The organism is Bradyrhizobium sp. 159 (assembly GCF_023073795.1).
Taxonomy (GTDB): Bacteria; Pseudomonadota; Alphaproteobacteria; order Rhizobiales; family Xanthobacteraceae; genus Bradyrhizobium.
Genome location: NZ_JADPKE010000041.1, coordinates 194005 through 214443, shown reverse-complemented (window position 1 = coordinate 214443; position 20439 = coordinate 194005). Strand labels below are relative to the sequence as shown.

19 protein-coding genes are annotated in these 20439 nt (G+C 64.4%); 8 read left to right on the top strand and 11 right to left on the bottom strand.

What is annotated here, in order from left to right; genetic code table 11:
- Window position 1: 1 nt before the first annotated feature.
- Genes cyoD through cyoA form a run of 4 tightly spaced genes read right to left on the bottom strand, consistent with a single transcriptional unit; the run spans window position 2 to window position 4182 of the window.
- Window positions 2-382 carry a cytochrome o ubiquinol oxidase subunit IV gene (gene cyoD / locus IVA96_RS10115; protein ID WP_247276320.1) on the bottom strand — a complete coding sequence of 127 codons (381 nt, stop codon included), beginning with the start codon at window positions 380-382 and terminating at the stop codon, window positions 2-4.
- Window positions 379-1008 (bottom strand): cytochrome o ubiquinol oxidase subunit III, encoded by a 630-nt coding sequence (cyoC, locus tag IVA96_RS10110; RefSeq protein ID WP_247276321.1) that lies wholly within the window; start codon window positions 1006-1008, stop codon window positions 379-381. The genes cyoD and cyoC overlap by 4 nt, the downstream gene beginning before the upstream one ends.
- Before the next feature lies 1 nt (window position 1009).
- Window positions 1010-3007 carry a cytochrome o ubiquinol oxidase subunit I gene (gene cyoB, locus IVA96_RS10105; RefSeq protein WP_247276322.1) on the bottom strand — a complete coding sequence of 666 codons (1998 nt, stop codon included), beginning with the start codon at window positions 3005-3007 and terminating at the stop codon, window positions 1010-1012.
- A gap of 11 nt (window positions 3008-3018) precedes the next feature.
- Window positions 3019-4182 (bottom strand): ubiquinol oxidase subunit II, encoded by a 1164-nt coding sequence (gene cyoA / locus IVA96_RS10100; protein WP_247416973.1) that lies wholly within the window; start codon window positions 4180-4182, stop codon window positions 3019-3021.
- A gap of 181 nt (window positions 4183-4363) precedes the next feature.
- Between cyoA and IVA96_RS10095 the strand changes: the two genes are divergently transcribed.
- Window positions 4364-5692, top strand: a complete 1329-nt coding sequence (locus tag IVA96_RS10095) for an MFS transporter (protein WP_247276324.1) — start codon at window positions 4364-4366, stop codon at window positions 5690-5692.
- Window positions 5693-5714: 22 nt separating this feature from the next.
- On the opposite strand, the gene IVA96_RS10090 is transcribed toward IVA96_RS10095, so the two are convergent.
- Both IVA96_RS10090 and IVA96_RS10085 read right to left on the bottom strand, forming a co-directional pair.
- On the bottom strand, window positions 5715-7106 hold the full coding sequence (locus IVA96_RS10090) for a M48 family metalloprotease (protein WP_247276443.1): 1392 nt from the start codon (window positions 7104-7106) through the stop codon (window positions 5715-5717).
- Window positions 7107-7239: 133 nt separating this feature from the next.
- Window positions 7240-8091: a thermonuclease family protein gene (locus IVA96_RS10085; protein ID WP_247416969.1), complete on the bottom strand. Its 852-nt coding sequence runs from the start codon at window positions 8089-8091 to the stop codon at window positions 7240-7242.
- A 244-nt stretch (window positions 8092-8335) separates the two neighbouring features.
- Between IVA96_RS10085 and IVA96_RS10080 the strand changes: the two genes are divergently transcribed.
- The 4 genes from IVA96_RS10080 (at window position 8336) to IVA96_RS10065 (ending at window position 13479) form a co-directional block, all read left to right on the top strand.
- Complete coding sequence (locus IVA96_RS10080) at window positions 8336-9541, top strand: ABC transporter substrate-binding protein (protein ID WP_247276326.1); 1206 nt, start codon at window positions 8336-8338, stop codon at window positions 9539-9541.
- Between the two features lie 142 nt (window positions 9542-9683).
- Window positions 9684-10472: an enoyl-CoA hydratase gene (locus IVA96_RS10075; protein WP_247276327.1), complete on the top strand. Its 789-nt coding sequence runs from the start codon at window positions 9684-9686 to the stop codon at window positions 10470-10472.
- Window positions 10473-10474: 2 nt separating this feature from the next.
- Entirely contained in the window at window positions 10475-11221 is a 747-nt protein-coding gene (locus IVA96_RS10070; RefSeq protein WP_247416964.1) for a hypothetical protein, read from the top strand.
- Window positions 11222-11364: 143 nt separating this feature from the next.
- A complete protein-coding gene (locus IVA96_RS10065; protein ID WP_247416962.1) occupies window positions 11365-13479 on the top strand; it encodes an acetate--CoA ligase family protein in 2115 nt (704 codons plus the stop codon).
- A 172-nt stretch (window positions 13480-13651) separates the two neighbouring features.
- Here the strand turns inward: IVA96_RS10065 and IVA96_RS10060 are convergent, their stop codons facing one another.
- The 3 genes from IVA96_RS10060 to IVA96_RS10050 form a co-directional block, all read right to left on the bottom strand.
- Window positions 13652-14470: an enoyl-CoA hydratase/isomerase family protein gene (locus tag IVA96_RS10060; protein ID WP_247276330.1), complete on the bottom strand. Its 819-nt coding sequence runs from the start codon at window positions 14468-14470 to the stop codon at window positions 13652-13654.
- Window positions 14471-14666: 196 nt separating this feature from the next.
- Window positions 14667-15827, bottom strand: a complete 1161-nt coding sequence (locus tag IVA96_RS10055) for an acyl-CoA dehydrogenase family protein (protein WP_247276331.1) — start codon at window positions 15825-15827, stop codon at window positions 14667-14669.
- Between the two features lie 16 nt (window positions 15828-15843).
- Window positions 15844-16908: an acyl-CoA dehydrogenase family protein gene (locus IVA96_RS10050; RefSeq protein ID WP_247276332.1), complete on the bottom strand. Its 1065-nt coding sequence runs from the start codon at window positions 16906-16908 to the stop codon at window positions 15844-15846.
- Between the two features lie 233 nt (window positions 16909-17141).
- Here IVA96_RS10050 and IVA96_RS10045 point away from each other — a divergent pair, with 233 nt between their 5' ends.
- Window positions 17142-17927, top strand: a complete 786-nt coding sequence (locus IVA96_RS10045) for an SDR family oxidoreductase (RefSeq protein ID WP_247276333.1) — start codon at window positions 17142-17144, stop codon at window positions 17925-17927.
- A gap of 130 nt (window positions 17928-18057) precedes the next feature.
- On the opposite strand, the gene IVA96_RS10040 is transcribed toward IVA96_RS10045, so the two are convergent.
- On the bottom strand, window positions 18058-18330 hold the full coding sequence (locus IVA96_RS10040) for a GlsB/YeaQ/YmgE family stress response membrane protein (protein ID WP_247276334.1): 273 nt from the start codon (window positions 18328-18330) through the stop codon (window positions 18058-18060).
- A 28-nt stretch (window positions 18331-18358) separates the two neighbouring features.
- On the bottom strand, window positions 18359-18934 hold the full coding sequence (locus IVA96_RS10035; RefSeq protein WP_247276335.1) for a YidB family protein: 576 nt from the start codon (window positions 18932-18934) through the stop codon (window positions 18359-18361).
- Between the two features lie 163 nt (window positions 18935-19097).
- Between IVA96_RS10035 and IVA96_RS10030 the strand changes: the two genes are divergently transcribed.
- Complete coding sequence (locus IVA96_RS10030) at window positions 19098-20105, top strand: 2-dehydropantoate 2-reductase (protein WP_247276336.1); 1008 nt, start codon at window positions 19098-19100, stop codon at window positions 20103-20105.
- Window positions 20106-20123: 18 nt separating this feature from the next.
- Window positions 20124-20327, top strand: a complete 204-nt coding sequence (locus IVA96_RS10025) for a hypothetical protein (protein ID WP_247276337.1) — start codon at window positions 20124-20126, stop codon at window positions 20325-20327.
- The last annotated feature ends 112 nt before the right edge of the window (window positions 20328-20439 follow it).

Here is a 20439-nt window from a genome sequence, read left to right as displayed (position 1 = left end):
CTCACTTCATTCCGCTCATCTGATGAATCGGCATCATGTTGCTGTTGAGGTGGTTCATCACCCACAGCGAACCGGAAAGCGCGATCACCACCATGACGATAGTGAAGATCAGCGCCATCATGCTCCAGCCGTTCTCCGACGTCGTATTCATGTGCAGGAAGTAGATCATGTGCACGACGATCTGCACGACTGCGAAGGCCATGATGAGCAGCGCGGTGATCTGCTTGCTCGGCAGCGCGCCGCTCATCACCAGCCAGAACGGGATCGCGGTGAGCACGACCGAGAGCACGAAGCCGAGCATATAGGTCGAGAACGTGCCGTGGGCGTGGCCGTCGCCATGGTGATGATCGTCGGCGTGCGCGGCGTGAGTATCGGTGTTCATCGCAGAACTCCCAGGAGATAGACGAAGGTGAAGACGCCGATCCAGACTACGTCGAGGAAGTGCCAGAACATCGACAGGCACATCAGGCGGCGGCGGTTGGCTTCGATCAAGCCGAACTTCCAGACCTGCACCATCAGCGTCACCAGCCAGATCAGGCCGCAGGAGACGTGCAGGCCGTGGGTGCCGACCAGGGTGAAGAACGCGGACAGGAAGGCGCTGCGCTGCGGCGTGGCGCCCTCGTGGATCATGTGGGCGAACTCGGTGAGCTCGATGCCGATGAAGGCGAGGCCGAACAGGCCGGTGATCGCCAGCCAGATCTGCGTCTGGCCGACCTTGTTCTGCTGCATCGTCAGCATGGCGAAGCCGTAGGTGATCGACGACAGCAGCAGCATCGAGGTGTTCACCGCGACCAGATTCAGGTCGAACAGGTCCTTCGGCGCCGGACCGGCGGCATAGTTGCCGCCGAGCACGCCGAAGGTGGCGAACAGGATCGCGAAGATGAGGCAGTCGCTCATCAGATAGATCCAGAAGCCGAGCGCGGTGCTCCAGCCTTCCGGATGCGGGTGCTCGTCGGCGAGGTAGAAGATCGGCTCGCCAGATTGGGTGGGATTGATCGCGACAGTCATTTTACTTGGCTCCGGCGAGCAGTTTGGTGCGCGCGTCCTCGGTCCGGATGACGTCTTCAGCCGGAATGTCGAAGTCGCGGTGATAGTTGAAGGTGTGACCGATACCGACGGCGAACATCGCGATGAAGCTCGCGGCGGCCAGCCACCAGATGTACCAGATCAGGCCGAACCCCATCGCGGTGGCAAGACCGGCGAGGATGATGCCGGTGCCGGTGCTGCTGGGCATGTGGATCGGCTTGAACCCGTTGAGCGGACGCTGGTAGCCGCGCTTTTTCATGTCCCACCACGCGTCGTTGTCGTGCACGACGGGCGTGAAGGCGAAGTTATAGTCCGGCGGGGGTGAAGAGGTCGCCCATTCCAGCGTGCGTGCATCCCAGGGATCGCCGGTGACGTCCTTGAGCTGCTCGCGCTTGAGGAAGCTCACCGCGAACTGCACCAGCATGCAGATGATACCGAGCAAGACGAGCCCGGCGCCGATCGCGGCGATGACGAACCAGATCTGGAGCGAGGGATCGTCGAACACGCGCAGGCGGCGGGTCACGCCCATTAGGCCGAGCACATAGAGCGGCATGAAGGCAAGATAGAAGCCGGTGACCCAGAACCAGAACGACAGCTTGCCCCAGAACGGATCGAGCTTGAAGCCGAACGCCTTCGGGAACCAGTAGCTGATGCCTGCGAACGCGCCGAACACCACGCCGCCGATGATCACATTATGGAAGTGCGCGATCAGGAACAGGCTGTTGTGCAGGACGAAGTCGGCCGGCGGTACCGCGAGCAGAACGCCGGTCATGCCGCCGATCACGAAGGTCAGCATGAAGGCAATGGTCCACATCATCGGTAGCTCGTAGCGGATGCGGCCGCGATACATCGTGAACAGCCAGTTGAACATCTTCGCCCCCGTCGGGATCGAGATGATCATCGTGGTGATGCCGAAGAACGAGTTGACGCTGGCGCCCGAGCCCATCGTGAAGAAGTGATGCAGCCAGACCAGGTACGACAGGATGGTGATGACGACCGTGGCGTAGACCATCGAGGTGTAGCCGAACAGCCGCTTGCCGGAGAAGGTCGAGGTGACTTCCGAGAAGATGCCGAAGGCGGGGAGAACTAGGATGTAGACCTCGGGGTGGCCCCAGATCCAGATCAGGTTCACGTACATCATCGGGCTGCCGCCGAAATCGTTCGTGAAGAAGTTGGTGCCGACGTAGCGGTCGAGCGAGAGCAGCGCGAGCACGACCGTGAGGACGGGGAAAGAGGCGACGATCAGGACGTTGGTGCAGAGCGAGGTCCAGGTGAACACCGGCATCCGCATCATGGTCATGCCCGGAGCTCGCAGCTTGACGATAGTACAGACCAGGTTGATGCCGGATAGCGTCGTGCCGACGCCGGCGACCTGAAGCGCCCAGATGTAATAGTCGACGCCGACGTCGGGACTGTAGCCGATGTTCGACAGCGGCGGGTAAGCCAGCCAGCCGGTGCGGGCGAATTCGCCGATGAACAGCGAGGCCATCACCAGCACTGCGCCGCCGACCGTCATCCAGAAGCTGAAATTGTTCAGGAACGGGAACGACACGTCGCGCGCGCCGATCTGGAGCGGCACGACGTAGTTCATCAGGCCGGTGACCAGCGGCATCGCCACGAAGAAGATCATGATCACGCCGTGGGCGGTGAAGACCTGATCGTAGTGATGGGCGTTGAGATAGCCTTCGGAACCGCCAAAGGCGAGCATCTGCTGGCCGCGCATCATCAGCGCGTCGGCGAAGCCGCGCAGCAGCATCACGATGCCGAGGATCATGTACATGATGCCGATGCGCTTGTGGTCGACGGTGGTGAACCACTCGCGCCACAGATAGCCCCAGAGACGGAAATAGGTGAGGGCGCCGAGCAACGCGGCGCCGCCGAGCGCGACCACCGCGAAGGTGCCGACGACGATCGGCTCGTGCAGCGGCAGCGATTCGAAGCCGAGCCGGCCGAAGATGAGCTTGAGAAGATCAGGAGACATGCGGGATCTCTTTAAGAATCTGACTTCGGACGCTGTCCGAGGAAGAAGGACGAGGACTTCAGCGGCGTGAACGACGGCCGCTTCAGGCCGGCGCCGAGCAGCGGCGCGGTGTCGGTCGGCGCCTTGATTGACGCGGTGGTCGCGGCGCCTTGCGGCGCATCCGGGGTGCAGGTGCCGGCAACGAAGCTCGGCTCCAGCCCAAGCGCCGTGCCGCGGCGGGCGTATTTGTCGTAGGCGAGCGGCAGCGTATTGTTCACGCCCTGATGGCCGGCTCCGCCCTTGGCGTCAATCGCCATCATCTCGCTCTGGCACATCTTGCCGGTCTCGACGCACATATTAAGGATCAGGCGGTAGAGATCGGAATCGATCGTGCCGTAGCGCCGGACCGGTTCGTTCTGACTGGGTTTTTCGAGCTGGAGATATTCGGCGCGGCCGAGCGAGCCGCCGGCCGACTTGGCGCTGGCGATCCAGGCATCAAAGCCCTTGTCGTCGAGGCCCTGGAAGTTGAAGTGCATGCCGGAGAAGCCGGCGCCGCTGTAATTCGCCGAAAAACCCTTGTAGGTGCCGGCGTGGTTGACGACGGCGTGGAGCTTGGTCTCCATGCCCGGCATCGCGTAGATCTGGCCGGCGAGCGCGGGGATGTAGAACGAGTTCATCACCGAGGACGCCGTGATGCGGAAGGTGATCGGACGGTCGACCGGAGCTGCGAGCTCGTTGACGGTGGCAATGCCGTAGTCCGGGTAGATGAAGAGCCATTTCCAGTCGAGCGCGACGACGTCGACCTCGAGCGGGGCCTTGGATTGATCGACGGCGCGCTCGGCATGGATGCGGCCGAGCGTGCGATAAGGGTCGAGCAGATGCGTTCCCATCCAGGTCAGCGCGCCCAGGCAGACGATGATCAAGAGCGGCGCCGACCAGATCACCAGCTCGAGCTTGGTCGAGTGGTCCCAATCCGGCTCGTAGCGAGCCTCAGTGTTGGACTGGCGGTAGCGCCAGGCGAACAGCACCGTCAGCGCCATCACGGGGACGACAATCAGGAGCATCAGGACGGTGGAGATGATGACGAGGTCGCGCTGCTGGGCAGCGATATCGCCGGCGGGCGCCAGCACGACGTAGTTGCAGCCACTAAGCGCAGCCGCCAGGGGTAGCAGCGCCAGAATCTTGAGACGGGACACGAGCCGAGCCTTTGAGAATGAGTTTCCTTTGCCGGCCCAACGGGTAGCTGCGGCGCAGCAATCCGGACATTGGACAATTTGTCCAATGTTGCAGTGCGGAATGTTGAGTCAGAGAGGTCCAGATTGCCTGGCGTCCCGCCGGGCGGTTGGCTTTGGTTTTCAGGACGTTAAGGGCGCACGCATGGCGACGGCACAGACCCCCGCAATGGCAGACCTCCACTCGGGCGAGCACGGCCACGACCAGGCGAGCCCCGGCGAGATCGCCATCGGCGTCATCATTGGCCGTACCTCGGAATTCTTCGACTTCTTCGTCTTCGCGATCGCCTCCGTGATCGTGTTCCCCCGCCTGGTGTTCCCGTTCGCGAGCGAACTGACGGGCACGCTCTATTCCTTCATGATCTTCGCGCTGGCCTTCATGGCCCGCCCCATCGGCACCGTCATTTTCATGACGATCGACCGCGCCTACGGCAAGACGGCCAAGCTGATCTCGGCGCTTTTCCTGCTCGGCACTGCCACCGTCGCGATCGCGTTCCTGCCGGGCTATCACGAGATCGGCGTTGCCGCGATCTGGCTGCTGGCGCTGGCGCGTATCGCGCAGGGTTTGGCCTGGGGCGGCGCCTGGGACGGTCTCGCCTCGCTGCTGGCGCTGAATGCGCCGCCCTCCAAGCGTGGCTGGTACGCAATGGTGCCGCAGCTAGGGGCCCCGCTCGGGCTGATCGTGGCGAGCGCGCTGTTCGCCTATTTCGCCGGCAACCTCTCGGCCGACGATTTCTTCGACTGGGGCTGGCGCTATCCGTTCTTCGTCGCCTTCGCCATCAACGTCGTGGCGCTGTTCGCCCGCCTGCGCATGGTGACGACCGAGGAATATGCTTCGCTGTTCGAGACTCGCGAATTGCAGCCGGCGCGCATCTCAGACACCGTCGCGCGCGAAGGTCAGAACATCATGCTCGGTGCGTTCGCGCCGCTGGCGAGCTTCGCGCTGTTCCACATGGTGACGGTGTTTCCGCTGTCCTGGGTGTTCCTGTTCACCCGCGAAAGCCCGGTGCGCTTCCTGATCATCGAAATCGTTGCTGCCGTGTTCGGCGTCGCCGCGATCGTGATCTCCGGCATCATCGCCGACCGTGTCGGCCGCAAGTCGCTGCTGATGGGATCGGCGATCGCGATCGCGATCTATAGCGGCTTCGCCCCGCAGCTGCTCGACGCTGGTGCGTTCGGCGAGACCATCTACATGGTGATCGGCTTCATCCTGCTCGGCCTGTCCTTCGGCCAGTCCTCGGGCGCGATCGCCTCGAATTTCAAGCAGACGTACCGTTACACGGCGTCCGCACTGACGTCGGATATGGCCTGGCTGTTCGGCGCCGGCTTCGCGCCGCTGGTGGCGCTTTTGCTCGCCACCAATCTCGGCGTCATCGCCTCGGGTGCGTACCTGTTGTCGGGCGCGTTCTGGACCCTGCTCGCGCTCTGGCTCAGCGGCCAGCGCGAGGCCGGCGACATGGACGCGGGGCGGTAGCCATCCGGGCTACGCGTCGATGTCAATCCGCGACGATCTTCACCCGATCACGCACCTTCACCTGCGCGTTGCGGTCGAGGCCGTTGAGCACGCGGAAACGCTCGGCGGGATGGTCGACGCCGGCCATGCGATGGGAGAGCGATTCCACGGTGTCGCCGGGCTGCACCGTGATGACCTTGATCCGTAGCGGGCGCGCGGCCTGGATCTCCTCGAGCGTCAGGCGGCGGAATGAATTGACGGTCTCGCGCGCGTTGCGGTCGCTCTCGGTCGACTTCTGCCTGGCCGCGAAGATGAAGCGGTAGACGTCGCTGCCGAAGCGCAAAGCATAGACCTTGAACTGCCACTGATCGCCCTTGGCGGTGGCGGATGCCGCCGGAAAGCCGTTGATGGTGAGATCCTCGGTGGAAGCCTTCTCGACACCTTCCATCCAGCCGGAGTTCAGGTAATCGCCGAGCGACTGCTCGGCGGGCACGCGCACCACGTCGAAGCGCATCGCCTGCGAGCCACCCTCGCGCACGCCGATCACCGCCTGCGCGGTGTTGTCGAGCGTGAAATTGTCCGGCGCCTGGAAGGTAAAGCCGAGCTTGGGATGCAGGAACCTGCGGCCGCGGACAAAGCCTTCGCTGGGGTCTTCGCCATAGACGAGATTGTCGATCGCGGCGAGATAGGTCTCGCGGTCGCGCTCGGCGCCTTCGGGCGCTGCATATTGTCGCGCGATGGTCTGCGCATTCTGCACGCGCTCCGGGGTGGCCGGATGCGACGAGGTGAAATCCTGCGCGCGCGGATCGAGCGAGCTTTTCCCGGCCTTCAGCTCGGCATTACGCTCCATCGCCGAGAGGAAGCGCGCCGCACCGTAAGGGTCAAAATGCGCGCGGGCGGAAATGCCGACGCCGATGCCGTCGGCCTCGATCTCCTGCTTGCGCGAGAAGCTCGCCATGGTGAGCTTGGTCTTGGCGAGCGCGAGCGCGGTCAGATCTGGATCGTTGCTCATGTCGGTGACGACACGGGTGACGATCGCGGCTTGGCGCGCCTGGTCCTCGCGCATCGCGGCGTGCTTGGACAGGACATGCGCCATCTCGTGACTGAGCACGGAGGACAATTCCGAGGTGTCGCTGGCGAGCGCGAGCAGGCCGCGCGTGACGTAGAGCTGGCCGTTCGGCAGTGCGAACGCATTCACCGCGCCGGAATTGAGGATGGTGACCTTATAGCCCTGATCGGGGCGGTCGGAGACGGCGACCAGCCGGTCGACGGTCTTGCTGACGAGCGATTCCAGCCGCGGATCGTCATAGGTGCCGCCATAGCTCGCCAGGATGCGCTCGTGCTCCTTCTCGGTGGCCGGGGTCTGCGCGACGGCGGGTTTCGGCTTGGGCATCGCGACAGCCGGTGGGGTCGCGGCGGCCTGGAACCTGCCCATGTCGCCGCAGCCGGCGAGAAGCCCGCCCAGAACAAGGCACAGCGCGGCCGGCGCAGCCCGCAGGCGGCGGCCATCACCTCGTTCGTGCCGTTCTAGCACCCCATTCACGTCGCTTAACCCGTGCCCGGCCCTTTTAGGGCCTTACCCCTGTCGGCTCGTTTGCGCCCAGCAACTCGACCTGTCCCACGAGGCGTATATCGATACGCGGCCCCGTATTCCCTTCAACCCAGCCCCGAACGCGAATACGTCGATTCTCCAAGGACTTGAGGGTAATTCCGGCGTTTTCGAATGCCGGCAGCGTGCGCCTTGAAATAGTCGCCGCAAAGCCCCGTGTCCAGTTTCGTCCGAAGTTGAGGTAGGTCATTGCCCCAGCTTGCCGGACCGACAGGACTTTGCCCTCGACCACCATAAAACGCCCAATCCCTGCCAAAATATCGTCCGGACTTTCCGCGTTTTTTATGGCCGACGGATCAGCCCAGCTGCCCATTTTTTGGCGCCGCGCCTCGGCTTCCGACGCCATCAGGGCGGCCGCGCAGTCCTTGTCCGTGATCTCGGCGGAGACGATGGCATCGCCTTGGGCGAGCAGCGTGGCCTGTACCGAGATATCGCTCTCGCCGACGAACACAAAAGCGCCTTGCCGGCCGTAGCGGTCAGGTGTGTCGTCTGTGCCGCGCAGGGCCACGTCGCGGCCGGCGAGCAGCGACGTCAGGGCCTGCTTTGTCGTCGCCGTCGTCTCGATGCCGATCAGGCGGATTTCGCGGTCATCGTCGAGACGCACGCTGCGCGCATCGACGATGGCCGCGACGCGGCCTTCGCCCTGAGACTCGAACTGGCATGGGCTCGCGGATGCGCTGTGACCCGCGACGAGAAGAAGTGCGACGATGAGGTGAAGGCGTGGCGTCACGTGACCCGGAGAGGTTGTATTGCGTGCCAAGCTTAGCTCATGCGTAGTGGCTCGCGAAGAGGCTTCCTCATACTCCGTCATTGCGAGCGCAGCGAAGCAATCCAGAGCCCCTCCGCGGAAAGATTCTGGATTGCTTCGCTACGCTCGCAATGACGTGGAGACATTTGTCCGCGCCTCACCATTCCGCTTTGCGGAAAACACACGCGGCAATCGTGCGCACGCAACGTACCTTCGCTTGCTGCGCTCTCGCGCATACGGCATGATTGCAGCAACACCAATAGCCAAGCCGCCATCAGAGCACGGCGCGATAAGGGAGACCTTTTTCATGAAGCGTATTTTGTCGGTCATTTTTGCCGCAGCGTTTGCCCTGAGCGCGAGCGCCGTGCAGGCGGAGGACAAGCCGCCGCTCAAGATCGGCGGCATCCTCGACATGTCGAGCCTCTATGCGGACATCACCGGCCCCGGCAGCGAGACCGCGGCCAAGATGGCTGTCGAAGACTTTGGCGGCGAGGTGCTGGGACGCAAGATCCAGGTGCTGGCGGCCGACCATCTCAACAAGGCCGATCTGTCCGCCAACATCGCCCGCGACATGCTCGACAATCAGGGCGTCGAGATGATCTACGACGTCGCGGCCTCGGCGACCGCGCTCGCCGCCGGAGAGATCGCGAAAGCGCGTAACAAGATCATCATCTTCAACGGCCCGGGCTCGATCCGCCTCAGCAACGAAGCCTGCGGTCCCTATACCGTGCACTACGTGTTCGACACGTTCGCCCAGGCCAACGTGACCGGCCTTGCCGCGGTCAAATCGGGCCTCGACACCTGGTTCTTTCTCACCGCCGATTATGCCTTCGGCCAGGATCTGGAGAAGGATACCAGCAACGTCGTCACCAAGACCGGTGGCAAGGTGCTCGGCAGCGTGCGTCATCCGCTCAACACCTCGGATTTCTCGTCGTTCCTGCTGCAGGCGCAGGCCTCGAAGGCCAAGGTGATTGGGCTCGCCAATGCCGGCGGCGACACCGTCAACGCCATCAAGCAGTCGGCGGAGTTCGGCATCATGAAGGGCGGCCAGAAGCTGTCGCCGCTGCTCGCCTTCGTCACCGACATCGACTCGATCGGGCTTGAGACCGCGCAGGGCCTGCTGCTGGCCGAAGCGTTCTACTGGGACATGAACGAGGAGACGCGCGCCTTCTCGAAGCGCTTCCAGGAACGCGTGAAGCGGCCGCCGACCTCGGCGCAGGCCGGCGTCTATTCCTCCGTCACGCATTATCTGAAAGCGGTGAAGGCAGCCGGCACGACCGACGCTGCGGCGGTCATGAAGGTGATGAAGGAGACGCCGATCAACGACTTCTTCGCCAAGGGTGGCAAGATCCGCGAGGACGGCCGCATGATCCACGACATGTACCTGTTCGAGGTGAAGAAGCCGTCGGAATCCAAGGGCCGCTGGGACGATTACAAGCTGCTCGCCACCGTCCCCGGCAATGAGGCGTTCCAGTCGCTGGAGCAGTCGCGCTGCCCGCTGGTGAAGAAATGACAGCGTGACGAACTCGCAACGTCATTGCGAGGAGCGAAGCGACGAAGCAATCCAGACTGCATCTGCGGAAACACTTCTGGATTGCTTCGCTTTGCTCGCAATGACGGTGTGGTGATAGCTAAAACAACAAGGGAGACGTCCCATGAACGACATGGTCCTGCAAAAGCTCGAAGGCGGGCTGCTCACCATCACGATGAATCGCCCGGAGCGGAAGAACGCGCTCAACCCCGACATGGTCGCCGGACTGGTCGAGGCGGCGCGGCGCGCGGCCGATGATCCGGAGGTGCGGGCGGTGCTGTTCAAGGGCGCGGGCGGCAGTTTCTGCGTCGGCGGCGACGTCAAGTCGATGGCGGAGGGCCGCGCGCCGCTGCCGTTCGAGCAGAAGCTCGCAAACCTGCGCCGCGGCATGGAGGTCTCGCGCATCCTGCATCAGATGCCAAAGCCCATCGTGGCGCAGCTCGACGGCGCGGCGGCCGGCGCCGGCCTGTCGATGGCGCTGTCCTGCGACCTGCGCATCGCCAGCGAATCCTGCAAGATCACCACGGCCTTCGCCAAGGTCGGCTTCTCCGGCGATTACGGCGGGACCTATTTTCTGACGCAACTGCTCGGCAGCGCGCGGGCGCGCGAGCTCTATCTGATGTCGCCGGTGCTGACTGCAAAAGAGGCGCATGCGATCGGCATGGTGACGAAGGTGGTTCCCGACACCGAGATCGACGCTGCCGCGCACGAGCTCGCGCTGTCGCTGGCGCAGGGCCCATCGATTGCGCTTGGCTTCATCAAGCGCAACATCAACAATGCCGAGCATCTGGCGCTGGAGGATTGCTTCGATGGCGAGGCGATCCATCACACCCGATGCGGCGACACCGAGGACCACAAGGAGGCCGCCAAAGCCTTCGTCGAGAAGCGCAAGCCGACCTTCAAGGGCGCATGACGATGGCGCCCTATATCCGGCTGCGTCAGATCTGCCTGGTGGCGCCGCAGCTTGAGCCTGTCATCACGGACATCGCCAGGATCATGGGCCTCACTGTGTGCTATCGCGACGGCAATGTCGCGAAATACGGTCTGGAGAACGCGCTGCTCCCGGTCGACACAATCCTGCTGGAAGTCGTGGCGCCCTTCAAGGACGGCACCACGGCCGGCCGCTTCATTGAGAAGACCGGCGGCCGCGGCGGCTACATGGCGATCTTCTGCTGCAACGATCCGGACGAGCGCGGCTGCAACGCCAACGCGCTGGGCGTGCGCACCGCCAACGTCATCGACCATGCGCCCTATCACGGCGTGCAGCTCCACCCCCGCGACTGCCGCGCCGCCTTCATCGAGTTCAATCACACCGAAGGCAGCGACGACATTCTCGGCGTCTATCCGCCGGCGGGACCCGACTGGCAAAAATTCATCCGCAAGGATGTGACGCAGGCGCTGAGGACCGTGGAGATGCAAAGCCCAGACCCGCAGGGGCTGGCGGAGCACTGGGGTAAGATCATTGGTATTGCGCCGCGCGACGCCGAACTGAAGCTGCCCAATGCAAGCTTCCGATTCGTGAAGGGGGCCAGCGAGATCATGAGCGCGCTGGAGTTTCGGGTGGCTGACGTGGCGGGCGTGCTGCATGCGGCCAAGGCGAAGGGGCTGGCCGTTGCCGGCAACGAGTTCTTGTTAGGTGGTGTAACGTTCCGCGTCGCTTGATTTGTCGGCTCATCTCTCACCGTGTCGTCGTGCCCGGGCTTGTCCCGGGCATCCGCGTTCTTGAGCTGGAATGACGGCGTTGGATGGTCGGGACAAGCCCGGCCATCACGGATAGACTAATCGAAAAACAACAGGGACACGCCATGCCGCATCCGCTCGACAGCTTCTTTGCGCCCGCGAGCATCGCGCTGATCGGGGCCTCGCGCGATCACGAGAAGATTCCGGGGCGGCTTTTGTCGATGCTGCGCAAGAACGATTATCCCGGCAAGATCTATCCGGTGAACCCGAACTATGCCGACATCGACGGGCTCGCCTGCTGTAAATCGATCGCCGAGATCGGCGCTCCGGTCGATCTCGCCGTCATCGTCATTCCGGCCCGCGCAGTGCTGCCAGCGCTCGAGCAATGCGCCGCCGCCGGGGTCAAGAACGCCGTCATCATCTCCTCTGGCTTCGCGGAGGAGGGCGGCGACAGCGCAGCAATGCAGGACGCGATCGCGGCGCTGGCGAGACGCACCGGCATGCGGATTTCCGGCCCCAATGCCGAGGGCTTCTTCAGCCAAATGCAGCGCGTGGCGGCCACCTTCAGTCCCGCAGCGGACGTCAAGCCGGGTGTGGTACCGCTGGTCGCTACGCAAAAGCGGATCGGCATCGTCGCGCAGAGCGGCGGCATCGGCTTTGCCTATTATCATCGTGCGAAGGCGATCGGTATCGCCGTGAGCTACGTTGTCAGCGCCGGCAACGAATCCGATCTCGGCGCCGGCGAGTTCCTGGACTATTTGGTGCAGGACGCCTCGACCGACGTGATCCTGCTGTTCATCGAAGGCATCCGTGACGTCGACAAGTTTCTGGCCGCGGCGCGGCGCGCTGCCGAGACGAGAAAGCCCGTCATCGTGACAAAAGTCGGCCGTTCCGGCGCAGGCCAGCGGGCGGCAGCCTCGCACACGGCGAGCATGGCCGGCTGGTCGACGGCCTATGACGCGGTGTTCGCGAAATACGGATTCATCGTCTCCAACGATCTCGACGAGGCGCTGACGATCGCGGCGCTGCTCGCCAGCAATCCGCTGCCAAAGGGCGATCGCGTCGCCGTTGTCACCGTCTCCGGCGGCGCCGGCATCTGGGCCGCGGATGCTGTGGCACTGCAAGGCTTGCAGGTGCCGGAGCTCTCCGAAATGATCCAGGCCGGGATCCGAACGCTGATGCCATCCTACGGCACCGCACGCAACCCGATCGACGTTACGGCGCAAGGCGTGACCTCCGGCGGATTGCAGAAGAGCGTCGACCTGCTCACCGCCTCCGACGAGGTCGACGCGGTGCTGGTCGTGCTCTCACTGTCGAGCGAGGTGCGCAAACCGTTCGACGAGGCCGAGCTGACGCCGGCGCTGGCGGCGCAGAAGAAGCCGGTCGCGTTCTATTCCTACACGGTGCCCTCCGACTTCGCGCGGCGGGAGCTCGCGAAGTCCGGTGTCGTGGTCCTCTCCGGTTTGACTCATGTCGGCGTCGCGATGCGGCGGCTCGTCGACTACGCAATGTTCAATCTGCCGAAGCCCGCGGACGAGACGCGGTTGCCGGTGCGCGATCTCTCTGCGCATTTGAAGCAGCAGGCATTGTCCGAGGCCGACAGCAAGGCATTGCTCCGCGGCGCCGGCATCGGGCTGCCGGACGAAGTGTTGGTGACGGAAAAGGCCGGGCTGGATGAAGCCGTCGCCCGCGTAGGCTTTCCGCTGGTGATGAAGATCCAGTCGCCCGACATCGCGCACAAGAGCGAAGTCGATGGCGTGCGGGTCAACATCACCACCAAGGGCGAGGTCTTCCTGGCATTCGAAGCGTTGCTCAACAATGCGCGCAGGCAGCGGCCGGCGGCGGTCATTCAAGGTGTGCTGGTCGGGCCGATGGCGAAGAAGGGCGTCGAGATCATCGTGGGAACGATGACGGACAAGACATTTGGCCCGATGGTGATGGTGGGGCTCGGCGGCGTCACGACCGAGCTATTCCGCGATGTGATCTATCGTCCGGCGCCTGTCGGTGCGGAGGAGGCCGGCGCGATGCTGGCAGGATTGAAGGCTGCGCCGCTCCTGAACGGTTTTCGCGTAGGGGCGAGGGCGGATGTCACGGGTCTGGCGCAGCTCGTCGCCGATATCTCCGTGCTTGCCGCACGGCATGCAGCGGAGATCGCGGAGATCGAGCTCAACCCGGTGCTGGTGCACCCGGAGGGGCAGGGCGTGACGATCGTCGACGCGCTGGTGGTGGGGCGCACTTAAACCCTCTCCCCTTGTGGGAGAGGGGGGCTCGCCGCATCCCGGCGAGACGGGTGAGGGGTATCTCTCCGCAAATACGGACTTGATCGCATGGATAGATACCCCTCATCCGGCGCTTCGCGCCACCTTCTCCCACAAGGGGAGAAGGAACAAAGAGGTGCCTTCACCCGACGAGCTACCTTCCCCTAAAATTCGCCACGCGCCGTTCTTCCGTCGCCTTCACGCCCTCCTTAAAATCCTCCGTCGCGCGCAGCCGCGTCTGCTCGGCGAGTTCGTGATTGGTCGCCGCCATGACGCGGTCGGCCAATCCGGCGCGCATCGTGGCGCGGGTGGAGAGCAGGCCGAGCGGGGAGCATTCGGCGATCTCGCTGGCGAGCTTCATCGCGGCCGCCTTGACCTGGTCCTGCGGCACCAGCTCGTTGGCGAGGCCCCATTTGTAAGCCTCCTCGCCGGTGACGCGGCGGCTGGTATAGAACATCAGCTCGGCGTTGTTCTTGCCGATCAGCTCGGGCAGCGTCACGGTCAGGCCGAAGCCGGGATGGAAGCCGAGCTTGGTAAAGTTCGCGGAGAAGCGGGCTTCGGGACAGGTGACGCGGAAGTCCGCGGAGACCGCCAGGCCCAGGCCGCCGCCGATGGCAGCGCCCTGCACGGCGGCGACGATCGGCTTCTTGGCGCGGAAGATGCGCACGGCCTGGATGTAGAGATGGTTGATCGGCCCGAGACTGTCGGCCGGATCGCCCTTGGCGGTCTTCTCCGCTTCGCGCGCTTCCTGCGCCTGCCGCGCCGGATCGCCGAAATTGGCGCCGGCGCAGAATGCCTTGCCCTGTGCCGATAGAACCGAGGCGCGGATTTCGATGTCGCGGTCGAACTCGTCGAGCGCATCCGCGATCTGGTTGATCAGCGAGATGTCGAAGAAGTTGAGCGGCGGGCGGCGGATCTCGATGGTGCCGACATGTCCGACCTTCTCGACGCCGATGTCATTATAGGTGCTCATAGGTTGTCTCCAAACATCTCGATCTCTCAGTAGCGAAGAACCACCTCTCCCATCGGGAGAGGTCGGCGCGTAGCGCCGGGTGAGGGGCTGCGGTCCTGGTGAGGGCGTAACCCCTCACCCGATTTGCTGACGCAAATCGACCTCTCCCTATGGGAGAGGTGGCCGGAGCGAGCCGCGATCGTGTCGTCCATTCGTCCTAACGCAAGCCCAGTCCGCGGGCGATGATGCCGCGCAGCACCTCGGTGGTGCCGCCCTGGATGGTGAGTTTCGGTGCGGTCTTGATGGCGAAATCGAGCTGCCGCTCCAGCGTCTCGCGGTTGGTCGCGGTCTCCTCGACGAAGGCGGCGAGATCGCGCACCCGGTGCGGCAGCTGCTGCTCCCAGACCGTGCCGATATCCTTGACGATGGACGCTTCCACCACCGGCTCCTTGCCGGCCTGCAGCATGCCGGCAACCGAAACCGACATGCGCCGCATGGTGTGGAGCTGCGCAACCAGGCGCCCGATGCCCTCGGCGCTGCGCGTGTCCGGGTTGGGGCCGATCGCGCGCACCAGCTCGGTCAGCACGTAATAGGTTTCGAGGAAGCGTTCGGGGCCTGAACGCTCATAGGCAAGCTCCGATGTCGCCTGCTTCCAGGCGCCATCGACCTCGCCGAGCACATGATCGTCGGGAATGAAGTGATCAGTGAAGACGACCTCGTTGAACTCGTACTGGCCGGTGATCTGGCCGATCGGGTTCACCTTGATGCCCGGCTGCTTCATCTTGACCAGGAACTGGGTCAGGCCGTGGCGGCGGTTTTCCTTGGTCGGCGGCGAGGTCCGGAAGATCGCGATCATGTAGTCGGCAATATGCGCCGACGAGGTCCAGATCTTGGTGCCGTTGATGAGATAGCCGCCGTCGGTCTTGGTCGCGCGTGTCTTTGCCGCGAACAGGTCGGAGCCGGAGTTCGGCTCGCTCATGCCGATAGCGAAACAGATCTCGCCGCGGCAGATGCGCGGCAGGATCTCCATCTTGATGTGCTCGGGCGCATATTTCAGCAGCACCGGTCCGCTCTGGCGATCGGCGACGAAGAAGCGCCGCGTCGGCGCATTCGCCACGCGCATCTCTTCGGTCACGACGTAACGTTCGAGGAACGAGCGCTCCTGGCCGCCATATTTTTTGGGCCAGGTCATGCCGAGCCAGCCCTTGGCGCCGACCCGGCGCGAAAATTCCGGCGCGTCGGTGTCCTCGCGGTTGGGCTTGTGCGGATCGAAGGTGCCGGCGGCAATTTCTTCGGCGAGGAAGGCGCGCACTTCCTTGCGCAATTGCTCGCATTTTTCGGGGAGGCGGATCGGATCGAAACGGAGGGCAGCGGTCATTGTGGTCGTCCCCTGATCAGCGCGAAGCCACGAGCGGCCACAATTCATCGGCGCCGCGGTTTGCAACGAGCCTGCCGAGCTCGACGGCCCAATGGCTCTCCGACCCGAAATCGTCGCGCCATGCCAGCGCCCGCAGCGAGTAGCGGTGCAGGATATGCTCCATGGTGAAGCCGATCGCGCCGTGGACCTGGTGCGCGATGGCGCCGCCCTTTTCCGCAGCTTCCGCGCAACGGATTTTTGCGGAGGCGGCTTCGAGATAAACCTCGTCGTCGAACGCCTTGGCGTTCGCAATCGCATCGGCGGCAGAGGTCGCGGCCGCCAGCGCTGCGGCGGATTCACCAGCGAGGCGTGCGAGATTGTGCTGCACCGCCTGGAATTTCGAGATCTTCTTCTCGAAGGCGACGCGCTCGTTGGAATAGCGAACGGAGATATCGAGCATGGATTCCAGCGCGCCGGCGATCTGAAGGCTGCGCGCGACGCCGCCCATCAGCATCAGCGTGGTCTGCTCAAAGCTTTGTGGCGCGGGCTTGAGGGTGACGGGCTGAACCTTATCGAGCGTCACGGTGTCGCTGTGGTCGTAGCCGACATTGAGCCCGGCTTCGATCCGGGACTTGTTCGCATCGACCAGCGCGATGGACATGCCGTCCTTGCCCCGCGCCAGCACCGCAAAATGCTTCGCCGCCTTGGCAAAGGGCACGCCGCGCGCGCGGCCGAAGAGCGCGCCGTCGGCATCGAGCGTGATGTGATCCTTTGGCGAGGCCGGCAGCACCGTCATCTCGCCCTCGGGCGAGGCAATCTTGGCCTGCGCGAGCAGCCAGCCCGCGAGCATGGTCTCGGCCAGCGGAACCGCGACCGCAAAGCGGCCCGCAGCGTTCAGAAGGGCAAAGCCGTCGGCAAGGCTGGCGCCGGAGCCGCCGAGGTCGTCAGGCACCCACGAGAGCGGCAGGCCGGCCTCGCTCAGCGCCTGCCACAGCGGCGCCTGCCACGAATTCTTCTTGTCGTTGTTGATGGTTTGCGGATCGGCGAGATCAGCGAAGATTTTTTCCGCGGTCTCGACGACGATATTGTCACTCTCCGCCACAGCGTTCCCCGTGCTTTGCCATTGGCGCGTCCGCCCGTGGATGGGCGCGCGGTGTCTTCTTGCGCCCGATGATCGGAAAAAGCCATGGCCCTGACAAGCGTTGATCGCAGGCCAACCTGCAGCGCCGGCATGGGCGACAAGCTAATTCCGCTTAGCGGAGTTTGCTCGATTTGCAGGGCGCGGCAAACTCGCTAAACAAGACGCCGACATCAGATCAGGGAGGAACATCAGGGATGGCAAAGGACAGCTTGTGCGCAGTCGTGACGGGGTCGGCATCCGGCCTGGGTGCTGCAACCGCGGAAATTCTCGCGCGGAGCGGGGCCCGGCTCGTCATCAACTATTCCTCGAGCCAGAAGGAAGCCGAGGCCACGGCTGAGCTCTGCCGCAAGGCCGGCGCCGCGGAAGTCCTGGTCGCGCAGGGCGACGTCTCAAAGGATGACGATTGCCGCAAGATCGTCGCAGCGGCGGCCGGGTGGGGCCGGCTCGACGTGCTCGTCAACAATGCCGGCACCACCAAGCACGTCGCTCACGCCGATCTCGACGGCTTGTCGGCGGAAGATTTCCAGCGGGTCTATGGTGTCAACACCATCGGATCGTTCCAGATGGTACGCGCGGCACGCAGCCTGCTCGAGGCCGGCGCCAAGGCTTCGGGCCGGTCGTCGGCGGTGGTCAACGTGTCCTCGGTCGCCGGCATCAGCGGCGTCGGCTCGTCGATCGCCTATGCCGCGAGCAAGGGGGCGCTCAACACCATGACCTTGTCGCTGTCGCGCGCGCTGGCGCCGCTGATCCGCGTCAATACGGTCTGCCCCGGCTATATCGACACGCCCTGGTTCACCAAGGGCCGCGGCGAGGCCGGCGCAAAACAGGTGCGCGACAGCGTGGTGGCGAAAGTGCCGCTCAAGGTCGCCTCGAGCGCGGAAGACATCGCGCAGCTCGTCTGCTTCCTCGCGATGCCGGCCTCCAGCAATATGACCGGCGAGGTCGTGCGCATGGATGCGGGGATGCATTTGATTACGTGACCCCTGTCATTGCGAGCTAAGCGAAGCAAATCCAGAAAGCGTCCGCGGCGACGGTCTGGATTGCTTCGTCGCAAGAGCTCCTCGCAATGACGCCGTGTGAGGCGGCAGGCTCCCCTACGGCCTGCGGCGATCATCCCTTGATCACGCCGCTGGCCACCAGGCGGTGCCAGATGAACAGCACCACCACGGCGCCGATCGTGGCCATGATGAAGCCGGCGCCCTGGTCGGGGCTGTAATGGCCGATGGCCTGGCCGACGAAGGTCGCGAGAAACGCGCCGGCGATGCCGAGGATGGTGGTGAGGATGAAGCCGCTCGGATTGTTCGGCCCCGGCGCGAGCCAGCGCGCGATGAGGCCGGCAACGAAGCCGACGAGGATGATCCACAACAGGCCGCCCATGCTCATGACAGTGCTCCCCTCCCTTTGACGACAATCAGATGCGGCCCGAGAGCTCGTCCTCGGTCGGCAGCCTTCCGTCCGGCGTCAGATGGTCGACCACCTGCGGCAGATACTGGCTGAGGCCGGAGAGCAGCTCCTCGCGCGACAGGCCGCTCTGGGCGGACAGGCTGTCGATCTGGTCGGCGCCGAGCGCGCTGGCGAGATCGCCCGGTGCAATCGGCTTGTTCTCGCCCTTGCCGACCCAGGAATTTGCGGCGTCGCCATGGCCGCTCTGCTGGAGCTGGTTGAGGAGATCGCCAAGCCCGCCGCTCAGCACGGTGCCGGCCGCGCCGCCCGCTAGCAGGCCGCCAAGGCCGCCCTTCAGCAAGCCTCCGAGACCGCCAAGCCCACCGCTGTCTGCGGTGTTCACCGGCGGCGGCGCAGGCGTCGGCGACGGTTGCGGGGCCGTGCCAGATTGGTTTGCGGTGATATGCTTGAAGGCTTTCCAGGCGAGCAGGCCGAGCAGCGCCATGGTCATCGGCGACATGCCGCCGGAGGATTGCTCGGAGCTGGGCGTGCTGGGGCCGCGCGGGCCGTTCTGCATGCCGTTGAGGACGTCGAGTAGACCCATCGTGCTCTCCCTTTGGCGTCTCGTTCGGCGAGCGCTCGCCGCTGACAGGCCCCCGGGGCGAGAACATATGGGGCAGTCATGACGGTTACAAGGCGGCTGCGACGCGATGGGCAGCCGGCTTCGCCTCTGCTATCGAAGGCCGGTCATTCAGGGAGCGAGATCAGTGCTTACGGATCGACCGATCGTGGTGGCCGGCGCCGGCGCCATCGGCTGTTTCGTCGGCGGCATGCTGGCGGCCGCGGGCCGCCGCGTCGCGCTGCTGGTGCGGCCGCGGGTGAAGGGCGAGATCGAACACTTCGGCCTGCGGCTGACGGACCACGATGGCTCCGAGAACAAGCTCGGTGCTGGCCAGCTCGCTTTGTCGGAGGACCCTTCGATCTTCCACAGCGCCGGCATCGTGCTGGTGACGGTGAAGAGCGCCGACACCGCCGATGTCGCGGAGCAGATCGGGCAGCATGCGCCGCACGACGCCGTCGTGGTCTCGCTTCAGAACGGCATCGGCAATGTCGCGGTGCTAGGCGAGCGTCTCGGCGGCCGGCGCGTGCTCGCCGGCATGGTGCCGTTCAACGTGATCGCGATGGGTGAGGGCCGTTTCCACCGTTCGACCTCCGGCGATATTCATATCGGAGAGGATGCGGAGAACACGGCCGCGGCGCTCTCGGTTCCGGGGCTCACCATGCGCGCGAGCCGCGACATCACCGGCGTGCAATGGGGTAAGCTGATCATCAATCTGAACAACGCGCTCAGCGCGCTCTCCGACATGCCGCTCGCCGCTCAATTGGCGAGCCGCGACTGGCGAAGGCTGTTCGCGGACCAGATGGCCGAGGGCCTCGCCGCGCTGAAGGCCGCCGGCATCGCGCCGGTTTCGGCAACGCCGATCCCAATGGGATGGACGCCGACCTTGCTGAGGCTGCCAGATGTAATCTTCAATGCGATCCTGGGCCGCACGATGAAGATCGACCCCGAGGCGCGTTCCTCGATGTGGCAGGACCTGAAGCAAGGGCGCAAGACCGAGATCGACTATCTTCAGGGCGCGGTCATCGCGCTGGCCGAACAGAACAATATCGACGTGCCGCTGATGCGCCGCATTGTTGCGTTGATCAAGGAAGCCGAAGTCGCGGGCAAGGGCTCACCCGGGCTGACGCCACGGCAGATTCGCGGATCAGCGTGAGCGCGAAGGAGCAGTGCGATGAAGCGTTGTTTGATGATCGGGCTCGCGCTGGCTGCGCTCTGCGGCGCATCCACGTTCGCTGATGCAAGACCGCCGACGGTCGTGAACTCTCCGGGCTATGACGCGCGATTGCAGGAGAGCCGCAAGGCGTTGAGCGCTCCGCCAACGGCAGCGGCGCCCGCAATCAAACCCAAGCGCACTAAGAAGAAGCACGCGAACTGACGCCACGCTCTGCGCCGCCGTCCCGGACAAGCGCGCCCAAAGCGCGCGCCGATCCCCGACCCATAATCACAGGATTGGGTGTGGCGAAGACTCGTGGTTGCCGACTGCGTGC

Excerpts from the sequence above, each read along its gene's own strand:
- cyoD (WP_247276320.1), bottom strand. The coding sequence starts at position 382 with ATGAACACCGATACTCACGCCGCGCACGCCGACGATCATCACCATGGC.
- cyoC (WP_247276321.1), bottom strand. The coding sequence starts at position 1,008 with ATGACTGTCGCGATCAATCCCACCCAATCTGGCGAGCCGATCTTCTAC.
- cyoB (WP_247276322.1), bottom strand. The coding sequence starts at position 3,007 with ATGTCTCCTGATCTTCTCAAGCTCATCTTCGGCCGGCTCGGCTTCGAA.
- IVA96_RS10095 (WP_247276324.1), top strand. The coding sequence starts at position 4,364 with ATGGCGACGGCACAGACCCCCGCAATGGCAGACCTCCACTCGGGCGAG.
- IVA96_RS10090 (WP_247276443.1), bottom strand. The coding sequence starts at position 7,106 with ATGGGCAGGTTCCAGGCCGCCGCGACCCCACCGGCTGTCGCGATGCCC.
- IVA96_RS10085 (WP_247416969.1), bottom strand. The coding sequence starts at position 8,091 with ATGACGGAGTATGAGGAAGCCTCTTCGCGAGCCACTACGCATGAGCTA.
- IVA96_RS10080 (WP_247276326.1), top strand. The coding sequence starts at position 8,336 with ATGAAGCGTATTTTGTCGGTCATTTTTGCCGCAGCGTTTGCCCTGAGC.
- IVA96_RS10075 (WP_247276327.1), top strand. The coding sequence starts at position 9,684 with ATGAACGACATGGTCCTGCAAAAGCTCGAAGGCGGGCTGCTCACCATC.
- IVA96_RS10070 (WP_247416964.1), top strand. The coding sequence starts at position 10,475 with ATGGCGCCCTATATCCGGCTGCGTCAGATCTGCCTGGTGGCGCCGCAG.
- IVA96_RS10065 (WP_247416962.1), top strand. The coding sequence starts at position 11,365 with ATGCCGCATCCGCTCGACAGCTTCTTTGCGCCCGCGAGCATCGCGCTG.
- IVA96_RS10060 (WP_247276330.1), bottom strand. The coding sequence starts at position 14,470 with ATGAGCACCTATAATGACATCGGCGTCGAGAAGGTCGGACATGTCGGC.
- IVA96_RS10055 (WP_247276331.1), bottom strand. The coding sequence starts at position 15,827 with ATGACCGCTGCCCTCCGTTTCGATCCGATCCGCCTCCCCGAAAAATGC.
- IVA96_RS10045 (WP_247276333.1), top strand. The coding sequence starts at position 17,142 with ATGGCAAAGGACAGCTTGTGCGCAGTCGTGACGGGGTCGGCATCCGGC.
- IVA96_RS10040 (WP_247276334.1), bottom strand. The coding sequence starts at position 18,330 with ATGAGCATGGGCGGCCTGTTGTGGATCATCCTCGTCGGCTTCGTTGCC.
- IVA96_RS10035 (WP_247276335.1), bottom strand. The coding sequence starts at position 18,934 with ATGGGTCTACTCGACGTCCTCAACGGCATGCAGAACGGCCCGCGCGGC.
- IVA96_RS10025 (WP_247276337.1), top strand. The coding sequence starts at position 20,124 with ATGAAGCGTTGTTTGATGATCGGGCTCGCGCTGGCTGCGCTCTGCGGC.